Below are 19505 nucleotides of genomic sequence, written 5' to 3'. Positions count from 1 at the left end.
AAGGCGGACGCCAAGGATTTCGCATGACCCAAGCCGACCCAGAAACTGACCGGACCGCCCGCAAGTCCGGATGGCGCACCTTGCGCAAAGTTGCCCCTTATCTCTGGCCCAAGGACAATCGGGGACTGCGCATTCGCGTGGTCGTGTCGCTGGTTCTGCTGGTGGCGTCAAAGCTGATCGCCGTCTATACGCCGATCCTCTATAAGGGCGCGGTCGATACGCTGGCGGGCGAGGGCGTTTCCCCGCTGCTGCTGGGGGCGGTGGGGCTGACCGTGGCCTATGGTGTGTCACGCATGATGTCGGTCGGGTTCCAGCAATTGCGCGATGCGGTCTTTGCCCCCGTCGCACAACGCGCGCTGCGCCAGCTGGCCCTGGAAACCTTTCGCCATATTCACCGCCTGTCGATGCGCTATCACATCACGCGCAAGACCGGGGGCCTGTCGCGCATCATCGAACGCGGGGTCAAGGGTGTTGAATTCCTGCTGCGATTCCTGCTGTTCAACATCGGCCCGCTGTTCCTGGAACTGGCGCTGGTCGCGGGCATTCTGACGGTCCTGTTCGATGCCTGGTATCTGGCCATCGTGCTTGTCACCATCACGCTTTATGTGGCCTTCACCTTCAAGGTCACCGAATGGCGCGTGCAACTGCGCCGCGAGATGAACGACCAGGACACCGACGCCAATCAAAAGGCGATCGACAGCCTTCTGAACTATGAAACCGTCAAGTATTTCGGGGCCGAAGAACGCGAGGCCGCCCGCTATGACGTCGCGATGAAGGGCTATGAGGGCGCGGCGCTGAAAACCGCGTTTTCGCTGGCGTTCCTGAACTTTGGTCAATCTGTTTTGATCACCACGGGTCTGGTCGGGGTCATGATCCTGGCCGCGCTGGGGGTGCAGCAGGGCGCGCTGACCGTGGGCGACTTTGTCATGGTCAACGCCTACATGATGCAGATCACGATTCCGCTGAATTTCCTTGGCACCGTCTACCGCGAAATCCGTCAGGCCCTGATCGACATGGGCGAAATGTTCGATCTGCTGGATCAGCCGGCCGAGATCTCGGACAAACCCGGCGCGCCGGACCTCGTGGTCAATGGCGGCAATATCACGCTGGACAACGTGCGCTTTGGCTATGACAGCGACCGGGAAATCCTGAAAGGGGTCTCGATTGATGTTGGCGCCGGCAAAAGCGTCGCCATCGTCGGGGCGACCGGATCGGGTAAATCCACCATCGGGCGGCTGCTGTTCCGCTTTTACGACGTGACCGGCGGCGCCTTGCGGATCGACGGGCAGGACGTGCGCGACGTGACACAGGACAGTCTGCATTCCGCGATCGGTGTGGTGCCTCAGGATACCGTGCTGTTCAACGACACGATCCGCTACAACATCGCCTATGGCCGCGATGGCGCCACGCAGGACGACATCGAAAACGCGGCCCGCGCCGCGCAGATCCATGACTTTATCCAGTCGCTGCCCCAGGGGTATGACACCGCCGTTGGCGAACGCGGTCTGAAACTTTCGGGCGGTGAGAAACAGCGTGTCGGCATCGCCCGAACCCTGCTCAAGGACCCGCCTATCCTGCTGCTGGACGAGGCGACAAGCGCGCTCGACAGCGATACCGAGCAAGAAATCAAATCAGCCCTCGAACGCGCGGGCGAAGGGCGCACGGTCATCACCATCGCCCACAGGCTCAGCACCATTGCCGAGGCCGATCAGATCGTCGTTCTGGATCAGGGTGAAATCGTCGAACTGGGCACCCATGACGAACTGTTGGCCCGCAATGGCCGCTATGCCCATCTGTGGAGCCGTCAGCAGGCGGACGAAGCGGCCTGACGACCCAACGCAGGGGGCCAATGCCCCCGCGTTGGGCCGTTGCGCTTACTCGGCGGCTTTGATCGCGCCCGGCGGCGGGGTGTCTTCGTTCTGCGCCGTATCCGGGGCCGTTGCTTCGGGTTTGTGATCGTCCGGACCGGGTGTCGCGTCCTCGTCAGCCACGACCGGCTCATCCAGATCCCAGATAATTTCGGTCGCCGGCAGGTTGCTGGCCGACCGGCGCAGACGCATGTCACGGGCGGTGCGGCTCGTGGCGCCGCCGGTGATGCGGGCGATCATTCGCGCGAACCACCCAATGTAGGTCGTGATCCACACCCGCAGCGCCAGGAACGACGGGGTGACCACCAGCGTCAGAACCGTCGCGATGCCCAGACCGAACACCACAGCGGTCGCCAATTGCTTCCACCACAGCGACGTGGGGCTGTCGATGCTGTAGCCGCCGCCGATGAAATCAAGGCTCAGCCCGAACATCATCGGGGCCAGACCCGCCATCGTGGTGATTGTCGTCAGCAGCACCGGACGAATACGCGACTCGGCGGTGCGCACGATGGCCTCGATCCGGGGCATATAGCGGGCGTATTCCTGGTAGGTGTCGATCAGAACGATATTGTTGTTCACCACGATCCCGGCCAAGGCAACGATGCCGGTGCCCGTCATGATGATCGAAAACGGCTGGCTCATCACCATCATGCCGATCAGAACACCGGTAGTGGACAGGACCACCGCCAGCAGAACCAGCGTTGCGTTGTAAAAGCTGTTGAACTGCGCCAGCAGGATGATGAACATCAGACCCAGCGCACCCAGAAACGCGTTCTGCAGGAAGGCACCGGATTCCGCCTGTTCCTCCTGATCGCCGGTCCATTCCCATGTCACGCTTGCGGGCAGGGGATTGGTATCCAGCCATTCGGTAAGGGCAGCGATACGCTCGTTTGCGTTAAGAGGAACGATTTTTAGCTGTGCCTTGCCTTCGGAAATCGTCTTGGCGATCTCGCTCAGCGAAATGTCGGCACCGGCATTGGGAACATTGTGATATGTCTTCTGCGGTTCGGAGAACCAGGCCATATACCACGGAAGCTTGCGCGTGATGACAAGATTGCTTGGCTCACCGTTCTGAATGTCTTCATCGGTCAGCTGATAGCCGAACCCCAGCGAAATGGCGCCGTCGTCATTAGGCTGTTCATTGTCATCCAATGGAACCGCAGAATACAACAACACGCCTTTAACGACATCCGCCTTCACATCGTAATACCGCTGCTGATCCACACGGCTGATCGATTCCAGTTTCTTGACCGGCTGGCGGGTGATGAAATTGCTCAGCGGCACCAGACCGTCCGACGTGCGCACCTTCAGCGTGTCCAGCGTGCTCAAAACCCGGTCCTGGTCGGGCAGGCGCACGCGTATTTCGATCTCTTCGTCGCTTGTGTCCACGCGCATGGTGTCCAGCAACATGCCGCGCGTGACAAGTTGCACCATCGCGCCCACCGTGGCCACATCCGCGCCATAGCGCCCGGCCTGTTCCACGTCGACGTCGATCTGCCAGTCGATCCCGGGCAGTGGCAGGCTGTCTTCGATCAGGATCAGGCCCGGTGTCTTTTCGAACTGCGCGCGCGCCAGTTCCGCCGCCGTCGTCAGATCGTCCCAGCCATCGGCCTTGACCCGTAGATGCACCGGCTTGCCCGACCCGGGCCCCTGTTCCAGCGCAAGGATCTCCGCCTCGAAGCCGGGCAGCTTGACCAGTTCGGCGGTCAGCTGGTCGATCACGAAATCGCCGTCGTAATCGGGCGCGGTCACGGCACGGCTGAACCGCCCGTTCAGGAACGGTTCGTCTACCTTGGGGCGGTCCTCCCACGGGATGATTTCGAACTGCACCTGGCCCACGGTGTCGGGCGGGGCCTGGCTGCCGCCGGGACCAGCCGTGTCCAGACCGCCATCGCCCGCAAAGGCAAAGACGTTGATCACGGCAGGGTGGGCGCGGATCACGTCTTCGACCTGGCGCACCATTCGGTCGGATTCAGCAAGCGAGACATTGCCCCGGGCCCGCACGAACACGGTGGCCTGTTCCGGTTCGGATTCCACAAAGAATTCAACCCCCTTGGAATTGGCCGGGAACAGGATGAACGCAATATAGAACACCCCGGCAAACACCGTGGCGATCGAGACCAGAGGCATGATTGGATTGCCCGCAATCGTCTGAATGATCCAGCCAAACGGAGTCAGTTGATGGCCCGAGCGGATTTCCCGCGGCTTTCGCTCGATCTTGGCGGCGCCCAGCGTGACCGACGCCGCGAACGAGCCGAAGAGAAAGATCATCGCTCCGATCAGCGATCCGGGCATCGCCCCGGTGCCCGCCGGCAGAATATATGCCGGGTTCAACACCTGCATCGCGCCCACGAACATGGTGTACATGGCCACCGGCACCAGCGCGGCCCGCGCCACCCAGGGCAGGCGCCGGCGCAGGGCGTCCGAGATATTGCCGAATACGCGGCTCATCCGGCCCGTGACACCGCCCATCACCGGCAGATACACCAGCGCCACCACCAGCGAGGCCGACAAGACAAAGATCAGCGTCACAGGCAGCATGCCCATGAACTGCCCCGGAACACCGGGCCAGAACAGCATCGGCAGAAACGCACAGAGCGTTGTGGCGGTCGACGAGACAACCGGCCAGAACATCCGCTGTGCCGCTTCGACATAGGCATGCATCGGCCCGATACCGTCCTTGATCCGCTTGTCGGCATACTCAACGACAACGATGGCCCCGTCGACCAGCATGCCCACGGCAAGGATCAGGCCGAACATCACGATGTTGGAAATCGAAACGCCCATCACCGCCAGGAACGCAAAGCACAACAGGAACGATGTGGGGATCGCGAACCCGACCAGCAACGCCGCCCGGCTGCCCAGGGCCGACAGCACCACGATCATCACCAGCGCGATGGCGGTCAGAACCGATCCTTCCAGCTGGCTCACCATGGATCCGACAACGCGGCTCTGATCGTTGGACGTGCCCAGTTCGACGGCGGCCTGCAATTCGGGCGGCCACTTGGATTCGGACTTGGCGATGGTCTCTTTGACCAGCGCGACGGTGTCGATCAGGTTGAACCCCTTGCGCTTGACCACCTGCAAGGCAACCGTGTTTTCACCGTTGAACCGCGCCGTGCCCTTGCGGTCCTCGAACGTGAGGTTGATCTCGGCCAGCTCTCCCAGGGTGACCACCCGGTCACCGTTGGTCTTGACCGGCAAGGCATAGACATCGCGCGGCGTTTTGAAGGAGGAGGGGATCTTGACCGAGAACGTCCCCTGATCGGTTTCAACCTCACCGGCGGCGATCAGCTGGTTATTGTTCTGGACCACGTTGATCAACTCGATCGCGGTGACATTATAGGCTTCCAGACGCAGGGGGTCGATCACCACCTCCAGCATCTCGTCGCGGTTGCCAGCGATCCCGGCCTCCAGAACCGCATCGAGCGATTCCAGATCGTCCTGCAGTTCCTTGGCGATGCGCGCCATCGTGCGTTCGGGCACGGCGCCGGTCAGGTTCACGATGACGATGGGAAATTCGGAAAAGTTGATTTCCTTGATCGAATACTGTTCTGCGCCGTCCGGAAACTTGCCCTGTGCGGCGTTCATGCCGTCGCGCACATCGGCCATGATCGCCGTCTTGTCCCAGCCGAACTCGAACTCCAGCGCGATCCCGGCATAGTTCTCCGCCGCCGTGGACGTCATCTTTTTCAACCCGTCGAGATCGGCCAGTTCGGTTTCCATCGGCTTGATCAGCAGGCTTTCGCTGTCCTCGGCGGAAATGCCGGGAAACTGGACCGAAACGAAAAGGGCCGGAATTTCGATGTCCGGCTCGCCTTCCTTGGGCAGGCTCCAATAGGCAAAGCCGCCGATGATCAGCGACAGCGCAATGAACGCCAGAACCATTCGGGCCCGTTCGGCGGCCCAGTCGACGATACCGGTCATTGTTCGGCCTCACTATAGGTTGGCGTCACCTTCACGCCCGCAGTCACGAAATCCTGCCCCATGACGATCACGTCCGCCTGTTCAGGCAGGCCCGAAACCCAGACGCCACCGACCTCGTCCCGCAGCAGTTTAACGGGGGCAAACTCCACCACGTTGCCCGGTCCGACGACGCGTACACCCAGCTGGCCCTCGTTGTTCAGGGTCAGCGCCGATTGCGGCAGGCGATGCGCCTTCGCCCCTTTCGAGGAGATCATGATGGTGGCGGTTTGCCCGTCACGGATGCTCAGATCGGGGTTGGGCACTTCGATTTCGACCTGAAAGGTGCGTGTCGTCGGGTCGGACGAGCGGCTGATAAAGGTCACTTTTCCGGCCACGGTCTCACCGGTGACCAGCCGCGCACCGGCCTCGGCATCAGGGTACACGCGATTGACTTCGGTTTCGGGAACGAACCCGACCAGTTTGATGGGGTTCAGCTGAATAACGGTGGCGCACAGGGCGCCGGGCTGCAACAGGCTGCCCAGTTCGGCGGTGTCTGATTCCAGCAACCCGGCAAAGGGCGCGACGATCCGCAGGCGCTCGATCTCGCGTTCGGCCGCGGCCACGGCGGCGGCGGCGCCCTCGATTCCCGATTGTGTCGTTTCAAGGCCGGATTTGGCGCTGGCAATCCCGGCTTCGGCCGAGCGGACGGCCGCCTGGGCCGAGACAAGCCGCGTTTCGCTGGCATACCCGTCCTGTTTCAGCTTGCTGGCGGCGTTGAAATTGATCATCGCCTCGTCCAGCCGCGCCTTTGCCTCTTCCAGCTTGGCCTCGGTTTCGGGCACGCGGCTTTTCGCTTCGGACAGGCGCGCGCGCGCCTCGGCCAGGCTCGCCATGCGGGTGCCGGGGTCCAGTTCGCACAACAGATCGCCCGCTTGCACGCTGGCGCCCTTGCGGCGGGGCTCCGAGATCACGGTTGCGGTCGTCTCGGCGCGCACCTCGACCTGGCGCGCCGCCTTGGTCTGGCCGCGCAGCAAAACCGCGTTATTGATGGTCTGCGCCTGGCTGCGTTTGACGACAACACCGATTCCGGGGACGTCTTCCTTGTCTGGCTGAGCCACCTGACCGGCGTCCGTGTCAGCGCTTTCCGGTGTGGTTTTGGCCGTCTCGTCTCCGCGCGCGAACGCCAAAAGGGCGTCGCGTTCGAAAACGATCGCATAGAGACCAAGCATCACCAGAATGGCGGTGAGGACAGGGATCAATCGCATTTTCGGCCTTTCTCAACTCGGGTTGTTTTGCAGGCGGATCCGGAATGAGCCTGCCATGTCCCGCGATATAGTGCATTTTCGCGCTAAACTAACCAGTTCAGAATAAATATTTTCGCCCGGCGGCGCAAGACGGTGACGCATTGGGCGCCTGCGCGGCCTTGGCTTGGCCTCACTTGCACGTTAATAGGATGCGATTGCGCCCAAAAATCGGGCGGAAACCGGCACGCCGCCGGGAATTATCGCGCCGGGAGCAGAGGTCAGACATGAGTGACACAGACAGTTTCATCGAAGAGGTGACCGAAGAGGTCCGCCGCGACCAGCTGTTCAAGATGTTCAAGCGCTATGGCTGGATTGCCGGGCTTTTGATTGTTCTTATCGTCGGCGGCGCCGCCTGGAACGAATACAACAAATCCCGCGAACGTGCCGCGTCCCAGGACCTGGGCGATCAGCTTCTCGCCGCGCTGGAAAAGAATGAACCGGCAGATCGCGCCGCCGAACTGGCGACACTCAGTGCTGAGACACCGGGCGGCAACGCGGTTATCGAATTCACCCTTGCCGCCGCTCAGGCCGAGGCGGGCGACATCGACGCCGCCGTGGCCGCGCTGAACAATATCGCCAGCAACGGCGAGCTGCCTGAAATCTATCGCCAGATCGCCGCCTTCAAGGCGCTGACCCTGCAGGCGGACACGCTGCCTGCCGCCGATCTGCGTCTCCAGTTCGAAGCGCTGGCGCAACCCGGCGCGCCGCTGCGCCTGCTGGCCGAGGAACAATTGGCGCTGGTCGCTGTGTCCGAAGGCCAGGCCGAGGCCGCGATTGACCGGTTTCAGGCCATTCTTCAGGATGCCGAGGCAAGCATGGACTTGAAACAACGCGCGGCGCAGGCAATTGTGGCCTTGGGTGGGGAACCGCAACCTCAGCCCGGCAACACGAACGGGTAGGGCGGGCAACCGGCCTCACCGGCGCGGGCACGGACGGACGTGCCAAAAACACACGGTATGACAGGCAAAGTTACATGATTGCATCGTTTATCCCCTCGCGCGCGCAGCTGGTCCTTCTGATCGGTGCGCTGGCGGTTCTGACAGCCTGTGCCGAAAAGGAAATTATCCTGCCCGGCGAACGTGAGGATCTGCGCCCCACCGGGTATGAAAACGCGCCCGATTACATCCCCGATCCCGCGGCCAATCAAAGCCGCGCCATTCGCCTGCCGGCGCAGCGCAGCAACGCCGAATGGGCGCAAAGCATCGGCACCCCGTCAAACCGGGTGGATCACGCCGCCCTGCGCGTCGCGCCGCAACATGTCTGGTCCGCGAAGATCGGTAACGGCGATGGCCGCCGTGTGCGCATCACCGCCGATCCGGTTGTCGCGGGCGGGCTGATCTACACGCTCGACAGTGGCGCGCGCGTTTCCGGCGTGACGCCGGCCGGTGCCGTGGCATGGAGCACCGACCTGATCCCGGTCACCGATGACGAGGAACAGGCCACCGGCGGTGGCATGGCTTATGACAAGGGCGTGCTCTATGTCTCGACCGGCTATGGCCGCCTGACCGCGCTCGATGCCGCCAACGGTGCCGTGCGCTGGACACAGCGGCTTGAGGCGACCGGCAGCGGCACGCCTCTCATTCATGACGGGCTGATCTATCTCGTAGCCGGGGACGATACCGGCTGGGCCATCCATACCGACACGGGCCGCGTGGCATGGCGGGTTCAGGCCACGCCCAGTGTCGCCAACGTGCTGGGCGCCCCGGCGCCCGTGATCGCGGGCGACTTTGTGGTCTTTGCCTTTGGCTCGGGCGAACTCATGGCCGCCTTCCGCAAAGGCGGTCTGCGCCGCTGGAACGCTTCTCTGGCCGGCCAGCGCGTCGGGCGCGCAGCGTCGCGGATCGGCGACATCACCGGCAGCCCGGTTATCGCGGGCAGCACCCTTTTCGCGGGCAACCATTCGGGGCGCACCGCCGCCCTGTCCACTGTCAGCGGCGGACGCCTGTGGACCACGGCGCAGGGCGCCCTGGGGCCGGTCTGGCCCGCCGGTGACAGCGTGTTCGCGGTTACCGATCTTAGCCAGCTGGTGCGCCTGGATGCGCGCGAGGGCAGCCCGGTCTGGGTTGTGAACCTGCCCGGATACGTCAAGGAAAAGCCCCGCAAACGGGCCGAGGTCTTTGCCCATTACGGCCCGATCCTTGCGGGCGGGCGCATCATCGTGGCCTCAAACGATGGCCTGTTGCGCTTTTTCTCACCCGAAGACGGCAGCCTGACCGCCTCGGTTGCGGTGCCGAACGGGGCGACGACCGCACCTGTCGTGGCGGGCAATACGCTCTACGTCGTCAGCACCACCGGGGAACTGCACGCTTTCCGTTGACGCAAAGATGCGTTAAAGGGCGCATCTTGAGTCTCAATAAAAGCTGTAACCATGTCTTTCACCCTTGCCATCGTGGGCCGGCCCAATGTGGGCAAATCCACCCTTTTCAACCGTCTGGTTGGTAAACGCCTTGCGCTGGTCGATGACCAGCCCGGCGTGACACGCGACCTGCGCGAAGGGGCCGCGCGGCTGGGGGATCTCCGCTTTACCGTGATCGACACCGCCGGGTTGGAGGAAGTCACCGATGACAGCCTTCAGGGGCGCATGCGCCGCCTGACCGAGCGCGCGGTGGACATGGCCGACATCTGCCTGTTCATGATCGATGCCCGTGTCGGGATCACGCCGTCCGACCAGATGTTCGCCGAAATCCTGCGTAAACGCTCGGCCCATGTGATCGTTGCCGCCAACAAGGCCGAAGGGGCCGCCGCCGATGCCGGCGTGATCGAGGCCTATTCGCTGGGTCTGGGTGAGCCGATCCGCATGTCCGCTGAACATGGCGAGGGTCTGAACGACCTTTATACGCAACTGATGCCGCTGGCCGATCAGTTCGAGGCCCAGGCCGAAAAGGACGCGCCCGAAATCGATGTCACTCTGTCCGAGGATGATGACGATGACGACGCGGCAATTCCCCAGCCCACCAACGCAAAACCGCTTCAGGTGGCCGTGGTCGGGCGCCCGAATGCGGGCAAGTCGACCCTGATCAACCGAATCCTGGGCGAGGAACGCCTGCTGACCGGCCCCGAGGCCGGGATCACCCGCGATGCCATCAGCCTGCGCATCGACTGGGAAGACGTCCCGATGCGGATCTTTGACACCGCCGGCATGCGTCGCAAGGCCAAGGTACAGGAAAAGCTGGAAAAACTCTCGGTCGGGGATGGCCTGCGCGCGGTGAAATTCGCCGAGGTTGTGGTGGTTCTGCTTGATGCGGCAATCCCGTTCGAACAACAGGATCTGCGCATCGCCGATCTGGCCGAACGCGAAGGCCGGGCCGTGGTCATCGCCGTCAACAAATGGGACGTGGAAGAGGACAAGCAGGAAAAACTGCGCGACCTCAAGGAAGCCTTTGAACGGCTTCTGCCCCAGCTGCGCGGCGCACCGCTGGTCACGGTTTCGGCCAAGACGGGCAGGGGGCTTGATCGTCTGCACGCGGCCATCATGCGCGCCTATGAGGTCTGGAACCGCCGTATCAGCACCGCGCAATTGAACCGCTGGCTGACCGGCATGCTGGAACAGCACCCGCCCCCCGCACCGCAGGGCAAGCGGATCAAGCTGCGGTATATGACACAGGCCAAGACCCGACCGCCGGGATTCGTGGTCATGTGCTCACATCCTGACAAGATGCCAGACAGCTATTCACGCTATCTGGTCAATGGGTTGCGCGCCGATTTTGACATGCCGGGCACGCCGATCCGGCTGTATTTCCGCTCGCAGAACGACAAGAACCCGTACAAGGGCCGCAAGAAAAACGCGCCCTCCAAGCTGCGCAAACACACCGACGGTCGCCGCCGCGACCGGTGATGTTATCCGCCAGGACTATTTGTCGGGTGGGCCACAACAGTAGTCCAGCCGACAAAATGGCCAAGCGCAGTCCACACTTGCGCAAAAGAAGCCGATCTTCGGTCATAGCGCGGTTAAGGTCTGGAACGAGCCCTTACTTGCCGGTCGTTCCGTCCTCAGGAGGGCCGCTCTTCCAGCGCATGCTTGACCTCAGCCGTGCTCAGCATGGCCGATCGTCTCTCGTGGATGCCTGGAACCTTTTGCATAAAGAATTGACCATCGCATGTTTATCCTCCAGCCTTACCTTAGACGCAAAGTAAATTGCCAATGGCAAGCAGGGACCTCTAGATATCCCCGTGAGCACCACAATAGTAGCGAACCTGTCGGTTGAAAAAAGAGAAGTTGGAAGACAGCAAGTGGCCCAGGCGAGGTACGTGGCCATCATTGCTCGTAAATATGCTGATTGCGTCTGCCTTTTTTGTGTTGCTGAATTTCGGTGAACACCCTGCACTTCAGAAGTATTGGTACGTAAATATCACCGTCGCAGCTATTGCGGTATTCCGGGCACTAGAAGATTTATTGAAAATTTTCCGTAGGTGATGTGAATGAGCGATAGAGACGAAAGTTCGATCTGCGGTCTTGAACCGACAGGCAACAGTTTGTGCTTGATCCAAAGATACTTCCGGCTGGGACGCCTTGAAACAATCTTGGCCCATTGAAGCTGTCTTATGATTGGGCCGTCGCTAAGGCAGGTATGTCCGCACAGCTTCCGTTTGGGAAGGACGGCCTCGATATCCGGCTTGGGACCGAACTGCATGTCGTTCGCGCCAAAACTGTAAACAGGGTCTTGGCTGTTTCTCAGATATACATGCTTGGTTGAGACAACATTGCGCGACCTTCCACAGGACATCCTTGTTTCAGGTCGCTCTCTTGCCGTCCTGATCAGCCCCCGCACTGCGCAAGAAACCGCCCATTTTTTGACGATCCACATGGGTTTCCGCGCGCGTTTGAGTGACGCATTGAAACCCCGCGTTGTATCGTGTCACATTCAGTGTAGTTATTTTGTGGTTAGGTTTAGCTGACTTACCGGGTGATTTGTACGGGGCTTGATTATGAACCTTCGGGAATACACGCGCCAATATTGCGAAAAAGACAATCGGCTGGCGAGCCTGAGCTATTTTGGCACCTTCGCCGTCTATTTCACCTCGCTCTGGCTGGCGATCATCTATGTGCACCTGTGGTATGTTCTGGTCCCTGCGGTCATTATCCACGCATTCTCGGCCGTGCGCCTCTATGTCCTGCAACATGACACGGGGCACCATTCACTGTTTGAAACCCGGTTGCAGAACGAACTGGCGGGCCATGGCCTGTCGCCGTTCACCTTTGCCCCGTTCGAGGTGATGAAGCAGAATCACAACCTGCATCATTCCAACATTGGCAACCTCGAACACCGCGAAACCGGCGAAATCCACACGATGACCCTGCGCGAATGGGAACAGGCAGGGTTCTGGCAACGCCTGACCTATCGTCTTTATCGCAACCCCTTCGTGCTGGTTCCGCTGGGGTCGCTGTTCACCTATTTCATCCGCTACCGCTGGCCCAAGAACACCACCCGGTTCGGGGCCAAGGGGGTGCTGCTGCACAACGTGGCGGTGCTGGCCTATGTCGGGCTGATCTATGCGCTGGCTGGAACAACCGGTGTTCTGGTCTGGCTTGGCGCCAGTTTCCTGGGCGGCATGATCGGCGTGTTTCTGGTCTATCTTCAGCACAATTTCGAAGACACCTATTGGGACCGCCGCCCCGATCTCGACCCGCAACTGGCGGCGATTCAGGGGTCATCCTGTCTCGACTTTGGCTGGTTCTTCGATTTTATCGTGGCCAATATCACGTTGCATGACATCCACCATTTCAACGCGCGCATCCCCAGCTATCGCCTGCGCCGGTGCCACTATGGCCTGCCGGACGAATATGCGCCCCGCCGGATCAAGTTCCCCGAGGCGCTGGCAGCACTGAACCTCAAGCTATGGGATGAGGACAAGGGCCGGCTGGTGCCGTTTCCCAAATCGTCTTCCGCCGCGTCCGTCGCAATGCCGGGCGCAAGCTGAACCAAGCGTCTAGCGCAGGGCCGAGCGGACCGCGAACATGATCATCAGCAACCCGCAGGTGGCCGCCGTATAGGCCACCAGCGGGGCCTGACCCCAATTCGCCACCACGACCGCCGCCAGCGCCCATGTCACGGCCAACGCGAATTCCGGAATGCGGGACACCAGGCTCAGAACGATTGCCGACCCGCCAAAGGCCAGCGCCAGACCGATTATAGCCGCAACGCGCCCGTCGACCCCGGCATACCCGCCCAGCATCAATCCGACCGAAACGCTGCTCGCCGCCATCAGCCAGCCTGCGAATAATCCGACAGGTGCCCGGGCAAGCCACCGGTCCAGCACCGGCGCCCGCTTCAGCGCCACCAGAGCCGATGCCAGCATCGCCCAGATCAGGACAAAGGCCCCAAGCGGGCTGATTTCGGCCACCGGCAGCCAAAGAATGCCAAGGCCCTGCGCCAGCGCCAGTGGCGGGCGCATGTCCTGCCAGTCGGCGGCGCGGGGGCGGGACCAGACACCAAAGGCCGCGCTCAGAACCAGCCAGGCATAGATCGGCGCCCAGATCGCAAAGGCATAGCCCGCAGGCTGCACCGGCGGATCGACTTGCGGCACCGGAAACTGCGTGGGTTCAAACCCACCGAAGCCGGGCACCAGCATTGGTGATGCGGCGAACCCAAGGGCGGTAACAAGCACCAGATAAGCGGGCAGGGGCGAAAGCCGGCTTTGCATCAGACACGAATCTCCTTCAGACAGAACGCCTCTCCTGTCGTCGAAATATGGCGCCATTGCGGCGTCTGTGGGAAAGGGGAATATCTTGACGACTACGCCACTTTGGCGTGTATCAATCGGCAACAATCAGGGTGATCCGGCCCGATTGTCGGGCCGGAAAATCGCTCAGATCAGTGTGCCATCTGCGCCGAGAGTCGTCTTGCCACCCAGATAGGGTTTCAGCACCTCTGGCAGGATCACCGATCCGTCCGCCTGCTGCCCGTTTTCCAGCACCGCAATCAGGCAGCGCCCCACGGCGAGACCGGACCCGTTCAGCGTATGCACGAATTCGGGCTTGCCGCCGCCCTCGGGTCGGAACCGCGCATTCATGCGCCGCGCCTGGAAATCCCCCGTGGTCGAGACCGAGCTGATTTCGCGATAGGTGTTCTGCCCCGGCAGCCAGGCCTCGATGTCATAGGTCCGCCGCGCGCCGAACCCCATGTCGCCCGTGCACAGGATCACGGTGCGATAGGGAATGCCCAAAGCCTCAAGCAGAGCCTCGGCACAGCGCAGCATGCGCTTTTGCTCGGCGTCGCTCTCATCCGGGTGGGTAACCGACACCATTTCGACCTTTTCGAACTGATGCTGGCGCAGCATTCCGGATGTATCCTTGCCCGCGCTGCCCGCCTCGCTGCGGAAACACAAGGTATGCGCCGTCATGCGAACGGGCAGAGCGCTTTCCTCCAGAACATCTCCGGCCATGGAATAGGTCAGCGGCACCTCAGAGGTCGGGACCAGCCACCAGCCATCCGTGGTCTGGTAACTGTCCTCGGCGAATTTCGGCAACTTGTCCGTCCCATACATCGCCTCATCGCGCACCAGAACGGGGCTGTTCACTTCGATCAGCCCGTTTTGGTCCACATGGGTGTCCAGCATGAACTGCGACAGCGCCCGGTGAATCCGCGCCAGCGCGCCCAGCAGCACCACAAACCGGCTCCCCGAGATTTTGGCCCCCCGCTCAAAATCCATGCGCGATACAACGGCGCCGATTTCGAAATGCTCTTTCGGGGTAAAGTCAAAGCTGGGGATATCGCCCCAGCGGCCGACCTCGACATTGTCATTCTCGTCTTCGCCATCGGGCACATCGTCCGCCGGAAGGTTGGCAATCCACGCCAGCATGTCGGTCAGCTTGGCGTCCAACTCTTTTGCCTCATTCTGCATGGCGGCCACTTCGGCCTTTTTGCTGGCCACCAGCGCGCGCAGCCGTTCAAATTCGGCCTCGTCGCCCTTGGCCTTGGCTGCCCCAACCAGTTTGCTGGCCTTGTTCTGTTCGGCCTGCGCCGCCTCGGCGGCCTGGATCTTGGCCCGGCGTTCGCTGTCCACGGCCAGCAATTCCGCCGACATCGCCGCATCCCCGCGGCGCGCAAGGGCGGCGTCAAAGGCATCGGGGTTTTCGCGAATGGCACGGATATCATGCATGGCACTGGTCCTCGGGATTCTGAGTCGTTTGCAGCCTTATGCCCCAACATTTTGCGCAAGGGTAGGGTGGCAAAGCCCGGTTGCCGAAAACCCACTGCCCGGCGGCACCGCCGGGCAGTGCCTGCCTGCCCCTCGGCAGGCGCGTTCGCGCCAGCCCAGTCAGGCGCGGCCCTCAGTACGGAAAATCCAACGTGAGAGGTTGCGCTTTTCTTACTCGTCTTCGCCAACCCGGGCTTTCGAGCGCAAACCCATTCTATACCTGCCATGTGCGCCAACTTTTGCATGAGCAGGAGGGCGCTCGTGTTTTTCGGCTACAAACTCCGGCGCGGTGATCCCGTCTGGCAAGGATATCGAGGCGTCACCAAAAATGTAATCAATTGGAACCCAGGTGACGATGACATGTCTTCGATTCACCGGCTCAAGCAGCGCACCTTGAAGGACAGAACCGCTCAAGAAAGTTGGAGATCATATCAGAGCGCCTCCGAGATTGGCCCCCGCGAAACATATACCCAACAAACAATCCCGCGCTGCCTTGCAAAGCCCCCTGTCACGGCATAGGTTCCGCCAAAATCCTGAGGGCCATTTCCGGCCCGCGCCAGACAAAAGGAAAACCTCATGGAAGGTGGTGCTTTCACCCAATTCGTTCCGCTGATCCTGATCTTCGGGATCATGTATTTCCTGCTGATCCGTCCGCAGCAAAAGAAGGTCAAGGAACATCAGGCCATGGTCGATGCCCTGCGCCGCGGCGATCAGGTGATCACCCAGGGCGGCATGATCGGCAAGGTCGTCAAGGTCAAGGATGATGGTGAGGTCGAGGTCGAAATCGCCGATGGCGTCAAGGTGCGCGTGGTCAAGGCGACCATTGCCACAGTGATGAGCAAGACCGAACCGGCGAAGTAAGATCGCCCTGTAACATTCGGAAAAGGCAGGGTAATGCTGCATATTGATCTGTGGAAACGCGTGCTGATCATCCTGGCCTGTGTGGCCGGACTGGTGCTGGCATTGCCCAACGGCTTTTACACCCGCGTCGAAAATCACAACGACGCCCTGACCGCGATCGAGGCGACGGGCGAGACGCCCGAACTTCTTGAACAGGCCGGGCAGTGGCCGGGATGGATGCCGTCCTCTCTGGTCAACCTGGGCCTTGATCTGCGCGGCGGTGCGCATCTGCTGGCCGAGGTTCAGGTCGAGGATGTCTACGAAAGCCGGATGCAGGCGCTCTGGCCCGATGTGCGCGATGCCCTGCGCCCGGAACGCGCCACCGTGGGCACCATCCGCCTGCAGCCCTCTGATCCCACCGAAATCCGCGTGCGCATCAGCCAGCCCGAGGGCATGGCCCGCGCGCTTGAGGTTGTGCGCGGGTTGGCCCGGCCGATCCAGACGCTCAGCGGAATGGGCGCGACCGATCTGGAGGTGCAGGGCGAAGACGGGGTGATCGTCGTCACCCTGTCGGAACAGGAAAAACTGGCCACGGATGACCGGACTGTCCGTCAATCCCTTGAAATTATTCGCAGACGTATCGACGCGGTTGGCACACGCGAACCCACGATCCAGCGCCAGGGCGCCGACCGTATCCTGATCCAGGTACCGGGCATCGGCAGCGCGTCCGAGTTGAAAAAGATCATCGGCACCACCGCCAAGCTGACGTTCAACCCGGTCGTCGGCACCGGCAGCAACCCCAATGCAACGGCCGGTGTGGGCAACGAAGTTGTCCCGTCGATCGACGAAGAGGGGGTCTATTACACCATCGAATCCGCGCCCGTCGTGACAGGCGAACAGTTGACCGATGCACAGCCCAGTTTCGACCAGAACGGCCGCCCGGCGGTCACCTTCCGGTTCAACACGACCGGGGCCCGCAAATTCGGGGATTACACCCGCGACAATATCGGCGCGCCCTTTGCCATCGTTCTGGATGACGAGGTGATCAGCGCCCCCCGTATCCAGAGCCATATTCCAGGCGGGTCCGGCATCATCACCGGCAACTTCACGGTCGAGGAAAGCACCAATCTGGCCATCCTGCTGCGCGCTGGCGCCTTGCCCGCGGAACTAACGTTCCTTGAGGAACGCACCATCGGTCCCGAACTGGGGCAGGACAGTATCGACGCGGGCAAGATCGCCACGATCATCGCCTTTGTCGCAGTGCTGGTGTTCATGGCGCTGAGTTACGGTTTGTTCGGTGTCTTCGCGAATATCGCTCTGATTGTGAACATCGGCATGATCTTTGGATTGTTGTCCCTGATGGGCGCGACGCTGACATTGCCCGGTATTGCCGGGATCGTTCTGACGGTGGGGATGGCGGTGGATGCCAATGTGCTGGTGTTCGAACGCATCCGGGAAGAACTGAAAACCGCCCGCGGCCCCGCCCGCGCCATCGAGCTGGGTTATGAAAAGGCATTGTCGGCCATTCTGGACGCCAATATTACGACCTTCATCACCGCAGTGATCCTGTTTGCCATGGGATCGGGTCCGGTGCGCGGGTTCGCCATCACCCTTGGCTTGGGCATTCTGACCTCGGTCTTTACAGCGATCTTCGTCACGCGGCTGATGATCGTTTTTTGGTTCGAACGCCGCCGTCCCAAGACAATCGAGGTGTAAGATGCGGCTGAAACTGGTTCCCACAGAAACGAATTTCGATTTTTTCAGTAAATGGAAGATGTGGCTCGGGATTTCGTTTCTTCTGATGATCCTGGGCGTGATTGGCTTTGCGCTGCACGGGCTCAACTACGGCATCGATTTCCGCGGCGGCACCACGATCCGGACGCAAAGCGCGACGCCGGTGGATGTGTCTGCCTATCGCGGAGCCATTGATCCGCTCGGGCTGGGCGACGTGACGATCACCGAGGTGTTCGATCCCACCTTCGAAGCGGACCAGAATGTCGCGATGATCCGCATTCAGGCACAGGACGATCAGGAGGCGGTGACAGCCGACATGATCGAAACGGTGGAGGCGGCCCTGACGGGCGCCGCGCCGGATATTCAGTTCGTGTCCGTGGAATCCGTCGGCCCCAAGGTGTCGGGTGAGCTGATCCAGACCGCGATCATTGCCGTCGCCCTCGCGATCGGGGCGGTTCTGATCTATATCTGGCTGCGGTTTGAGTGGCAGTTTGCATTGGGTGCGGTGGCTGCACTTGTGCATGACGTGGTGTTGACGATCGGCATTTTTGCGGTGCTGGAAATCAGGTTTGACCTCGCGATCATTGCCGCGCTGCTGACCATTGTCGGCTATTCGCTGAACGATACCGTGGTCGTGTTCGACCGGGTCCGCGAAAACCTGCGCAAGTACAAACAGAAATCACTGGCAGATGTGCTGAACCTGTCGATCAACGAAACCCTCAGCCGGACGGTCATGACCTCGGTCACAACCCTTTTGGCACTGATTTCGCTGTTCGTTCTGGGCGGGGACGTGATCCGCGGATTTGTCTTTGCGATGATCTGGGGCGTGATCGTCGGGACCTACAGTTCTGTCTTTGTGGCCTCGACGATCCTGCTTTATCTGGGCGTGAAACGCGACTGGTCGAAACCGGACAATACGTCGGGCAACCAGTTTGCCAACGTGGATGCCTGACGATCTGGCACTGGTCCTCGCGCAGTTTCTGGCGCAGCCGGGGCTGGTCTGGGTTGTCCTGATCACCATCGTCGCCGGTCTTGTCTATGGCTTTGCCGGGTTTGGCGCGGCGCTGGTTTACATGCCGGTGGCCGCAGCGTTCATGCCGGTCGAAGTCGCGATTGCCGCTTTTTCCGTATCGGCCCTTGCCTCGTTCGTGACTGTGGTTCCACGCGCCTGGAAACAGGCCGACCGGCCCGGGGTCAGCCTGATGATCCTGTGCGCGCTGTTCAGCCTGCCGGTAGGGCTTTATATTCTTCGTACCAATGATGTGACGACCATGCGATGGGCGGTTCTGGCGGTCACGACGCTGACCCTGATCGCGCTGGTTGCCGGGTGGCGCTACGCGGCTCAGCCCACACGCGGGGCGCGGGTCGGCGTGGCGCTGTCTACCGGGGTGGTCGGGGGCGCCACGGGCCTTGTGGGGCCGATTATGGTGCTGTTCCAGTTGGGAGGCCAGGACAGCGTCGCGCGCAGCCGGGCCAATTCGCTGGTGTTTCTGACAACCACGGGCCTGCTGACCGCGCCGCTGATGGCGCTGCAAGGCATGGTGACCCTGCAGGCGATCCTGCTGGGCCTGTTCCTGCTGATCCCTTATGGTGTGGCCTCGCGCATCGGGCAGGCCCTGTTTGACCCTGACCGCCAAGCGCTTTATCGAAACGTGGCTTATGCCATCATCGCGTGGGCCATCGTGCTGGGCCTGCCGATCTACCGCTGAAGGAG

General features: G+C 61.5%; 13 protein-coding genes. 9 read left to right on the top strand and 4 right to left on the bottom strand.

The window, feature by feature from the left end; translation table 11 throughout:
• The first annotated feature begins 23 nt into the window (after positions 1-23).
• Positions 24-1829 carry an ABCB family ABC transporter ATP-binding protein/permease gene (locus tag ACXYMO_RS03520; protein WP_458877266.1) on the top strand — a complete coding sequence of 602 codons (1806 nt, stop codon included), beginning with the start codon at positions 24-26 and terminating at the stop codon, positions 1827-1829.
• 45 nt (positions 1830-1874) lie between these two features.
• Here ACXYMO_RS03520 and ACXYMO_RS03515 read toward each other — a convergent pair whose 3' ends face one another.
• Positions 1875-5795: an efflux RND transporter permease subunit gene (locus ACXYMO_RS03515; RefSeq protein ID WP_458877265.1), complete on the bottom strand. Its 3921-nt coding sequence runs from the start codon at positions 5793-5795 to the stop codon at positions 1875-1877.
• Positions 5792-7039, bottom strand: a complete 1248-nt coding sequence (locus tag ACXYMO_RS03510; protein WP_458877264.1) for an efflux RND transporter periplasmic adaptor subunit — start codon at positions 7037-7039, stop codon at positions 5792-5794. The genes ACXYMO_RS03515 and ACXYMO_RS03510 overlap by 4 nt, the downstream gene beginning before the upstream one ends.
• Before the next feature lie 263 nt (positions 7040-7302).
• Here ACXYMO_RS03510 and ACXYMO_RS03505 point away from each other — a divergent pair, with 263 nt between their 5' ends.
• The 4 genes from ACXYMO_RS03505 (at position 7303) to ACXYMO_RS03490 (ending at position 12997) form a co-directional block, all read left to right on the top strand.
• The gene (locus tag ACXYMO_RS03505; RefSeq protein ID WP_458877263.1) at positions 7303-7977 is read left to right on the top strand and encodes a tetratricopeptide repeat protein; all 675 of its coding nucleotides are present in this window, start codon (positions 7303-7305) and stop codon (positions 7975-7977) included.
• Positions 7978-8051: 74 nt separating this feature from the next.
• Positions 8052-9395 (top strand): PQQ-like beta-propeller repeat protein, encoded by a 1344-nt coding sequence (locus ACXYMO_RS03500; RefSeq protein WP_458877262.1) that lies wholly within the window; start codon positions 8052-8054, stop codon positions 9393-9395.
• Between the two features lie 51 nt (positions 9396-9446).
• Positions 9447-10913 (top strand): ribosome biogenesis GTPase Der, encoded by a 1467-nt coding sequence (der, locus tag ACXYMO_RS03495; protein ID WP_458877261.1) that lies wholly within the window; start codon positions 9447-9449, stop codon positions 10911-10913.
• A 1091-nt stretch (positions 10914-12004) separates the two neighbouring features.
• Positions 12005-12997, top strand: coding sequence for a fatty acid desaturase (locus ACXYMO_RS03490; protein WP_458877260.1), 993 nt, complete (start codon positions 12005-12007; stop codon positions 12995-12997).
• A gap of 9 nt (positions 12998-13006) precedes the next feature.
• On the opposite strand, the gene ACXYMO_RS03485 is transcribed toward ACXYMO_RS03490, so the two are convergent.
• Together ACXYMO_RS03485 and serS are read right to left on the bottom strand one after the other, a co-directional pair.
• Positions 13007-13720: a hypothetical protein gene (locus ACXYMO_RS03485; RefSeq protein WP_458877259.1), complete on the bottom strand. Its 714-nt coding sequence runs from the start codon at positions 13718-13720 to the stop codon at positions 13007-13009.
• Between the two features lie 165 nt (positions 13721-13885).
• Positions 13886-15178, bottom strand: coding sequence for a serine--tRNA ligase (gene serS / locus ACXYMO_RS03480; RefSeq protein ID WP_458877258.1), 1293 nt, complete (start codon positions 15176-15178; stop codon positions 13886-13888).
• Between the two features lie 615 nt (positions 15179-15793).
• Between serS and yajC the strand changes: the two genes are divergently transcribed.
• From yajC to ACXYMO_RS03460, 4 genes are read left to right on the top strand one after another with little or no spacing between them, the layout of a single operon-like run.
• Positions 15794-16078, top strand: a complete 285-nt coding sequence (gene yajC / locus ACXYMO_RS03475; RefSeq protein ID WP_458877257.1) for a preprotein translocase subunit YajC — start codon at positions 15794-15796, stop codon at positions 16076-16078.
• A gap of 33 nt (positions 16079-16111) precedes the next feature.
• Positions 16112-17773: a protein translocase subunit SecD gene (secD, locus tag ACXYMO_RS03470; protein WP_458877256.1), complete on the top strand. Its 1662-nt coding sequence runs from the start codon at positions 16112-16114 to the stop codon at positions 17771-17773.
• Position 17774: 1 nt separating this feature from the next.
• Complete coding sequence (gene secF / locus ACXYMO_RS03465) at positions 17775-18743, top strand: protein translocase subunit SecF (protein WP_458877255.1); 969 nt, start codon at positions 17775-17777, stop codon at positions 18741-18743.
• Positions 18736-19500: a sulfite exporter TauE/SafE family protein gene (locus tag ACXYMO_RS03460; RefSeq protein WP_458877254.1), complete on the top strand. Its 765-nt coding sequence runs from the start codon at positions 18736-18738 to the stop codon at positions 19498-19500. Before secF ends, ACXYMO_RS03460 begins: the two co-directional genes overlap by 8 nt.
• Positions 19501-19505: the final 5 nt, after the last annotated feature.

This window comes from Arenibacterium sp. CAU 1754, from assembly GCF_054482635.1.
Note: the sequence above shows the minus strand (reverse complement) of the source record. Positions and strands in the feature narration are given on the sequence as shown.

Bases quoted from the DNA above. Each gene is read 5' to 3' on its own strand.
- secD (WP_458877256.1), top strand. From the start codon at position 16,112: ATGCTGCATATTGATCTGTGGAAACGCGTGCTGATCATCCTGGCCTGT.
- ACXYMO_RS03485 (WP_458877259.1), bottom strand. From the start codon at position 13,720: ATGCAAAGCCGGCTTTCGCCCCTGCCCGCTTATCTGGTGCTTGTTACC.
- secF (WP_458877255.1), top strand. From the start codon at position 17,775: ATGCGGCTGAAACTGGTTCCCACAGAAACGAATTTCGATTTTTTCAGT.
- yajC (WP_458877257.1), top strand. From the start codon at position 15,794: ATGGAAGGTGGTGCTTTCACCCAATTCGTTCCGCTGATCCTGATCTTC.
- der (WP_458877261.1), top strand. From the start codon at position 9,447: ATGTCTTTCACCCTTGCCATCGTGGGCCGGCCCAATGTGGGCAAATCC.
- ACXYMO_RS03460 (WP_458877254.1), top strand. From the start codon at position 18,736: ATGCCTGACGATCTGGCACTGGTCCTCGCGCAGTTTCTGGCGCAGCCG.
- ACXYMO_RS03500 (WP_458877262.1), top strand. From the start codon at position 8,052: ATGATTGCATCGTTTATCCCCTCGCGCGCGCAGCTGGTCCTTCTGATC.
- ACXYMO_RS03515 (WP_458877265.1), bottom strand. From the start codon at position 5,795: ATGACCGGTATCGTCGACTGGGCCGCCGAACGGGCCCGAATGGTTCTG.
- ACXYMO_RS03505 (WP_458877263.1), top strand. From the start codon at position 7,303: ATGAGTGACACAGACAGTTTCATCGAAGAGGTGACCGAAGAGGTCCGC.
- ACXYMO_RS03510 (WP_458877264.1), bottom strand. From the start codon at position 7,039: ATGCGATTGATCCCTGTCCTCACCGCCATTCTGGTGATGCTTGGTCTC.
- ACXYMO_RS03490 (WP_458877260.1), top strand. From the start codon at position 12,005: ATGAACCTTCGGGAATACACGCGCCAATATTGCGAAAAAGACAATCGG.
- serS (WP_458877258.1), bottom strand. From the start codon at position 15,178: ATGCATGATATCCGTGCCATTCGCGAAAACCCCGATGCCTTTGACGCC.
- ACXYMO_RS03520 (WP_458877266.1), top strand. From the start codon at position 24: ATGACCCAAGCCGACCCAGAAACTGACCGGACCGCCCGCAAGTCCGGA.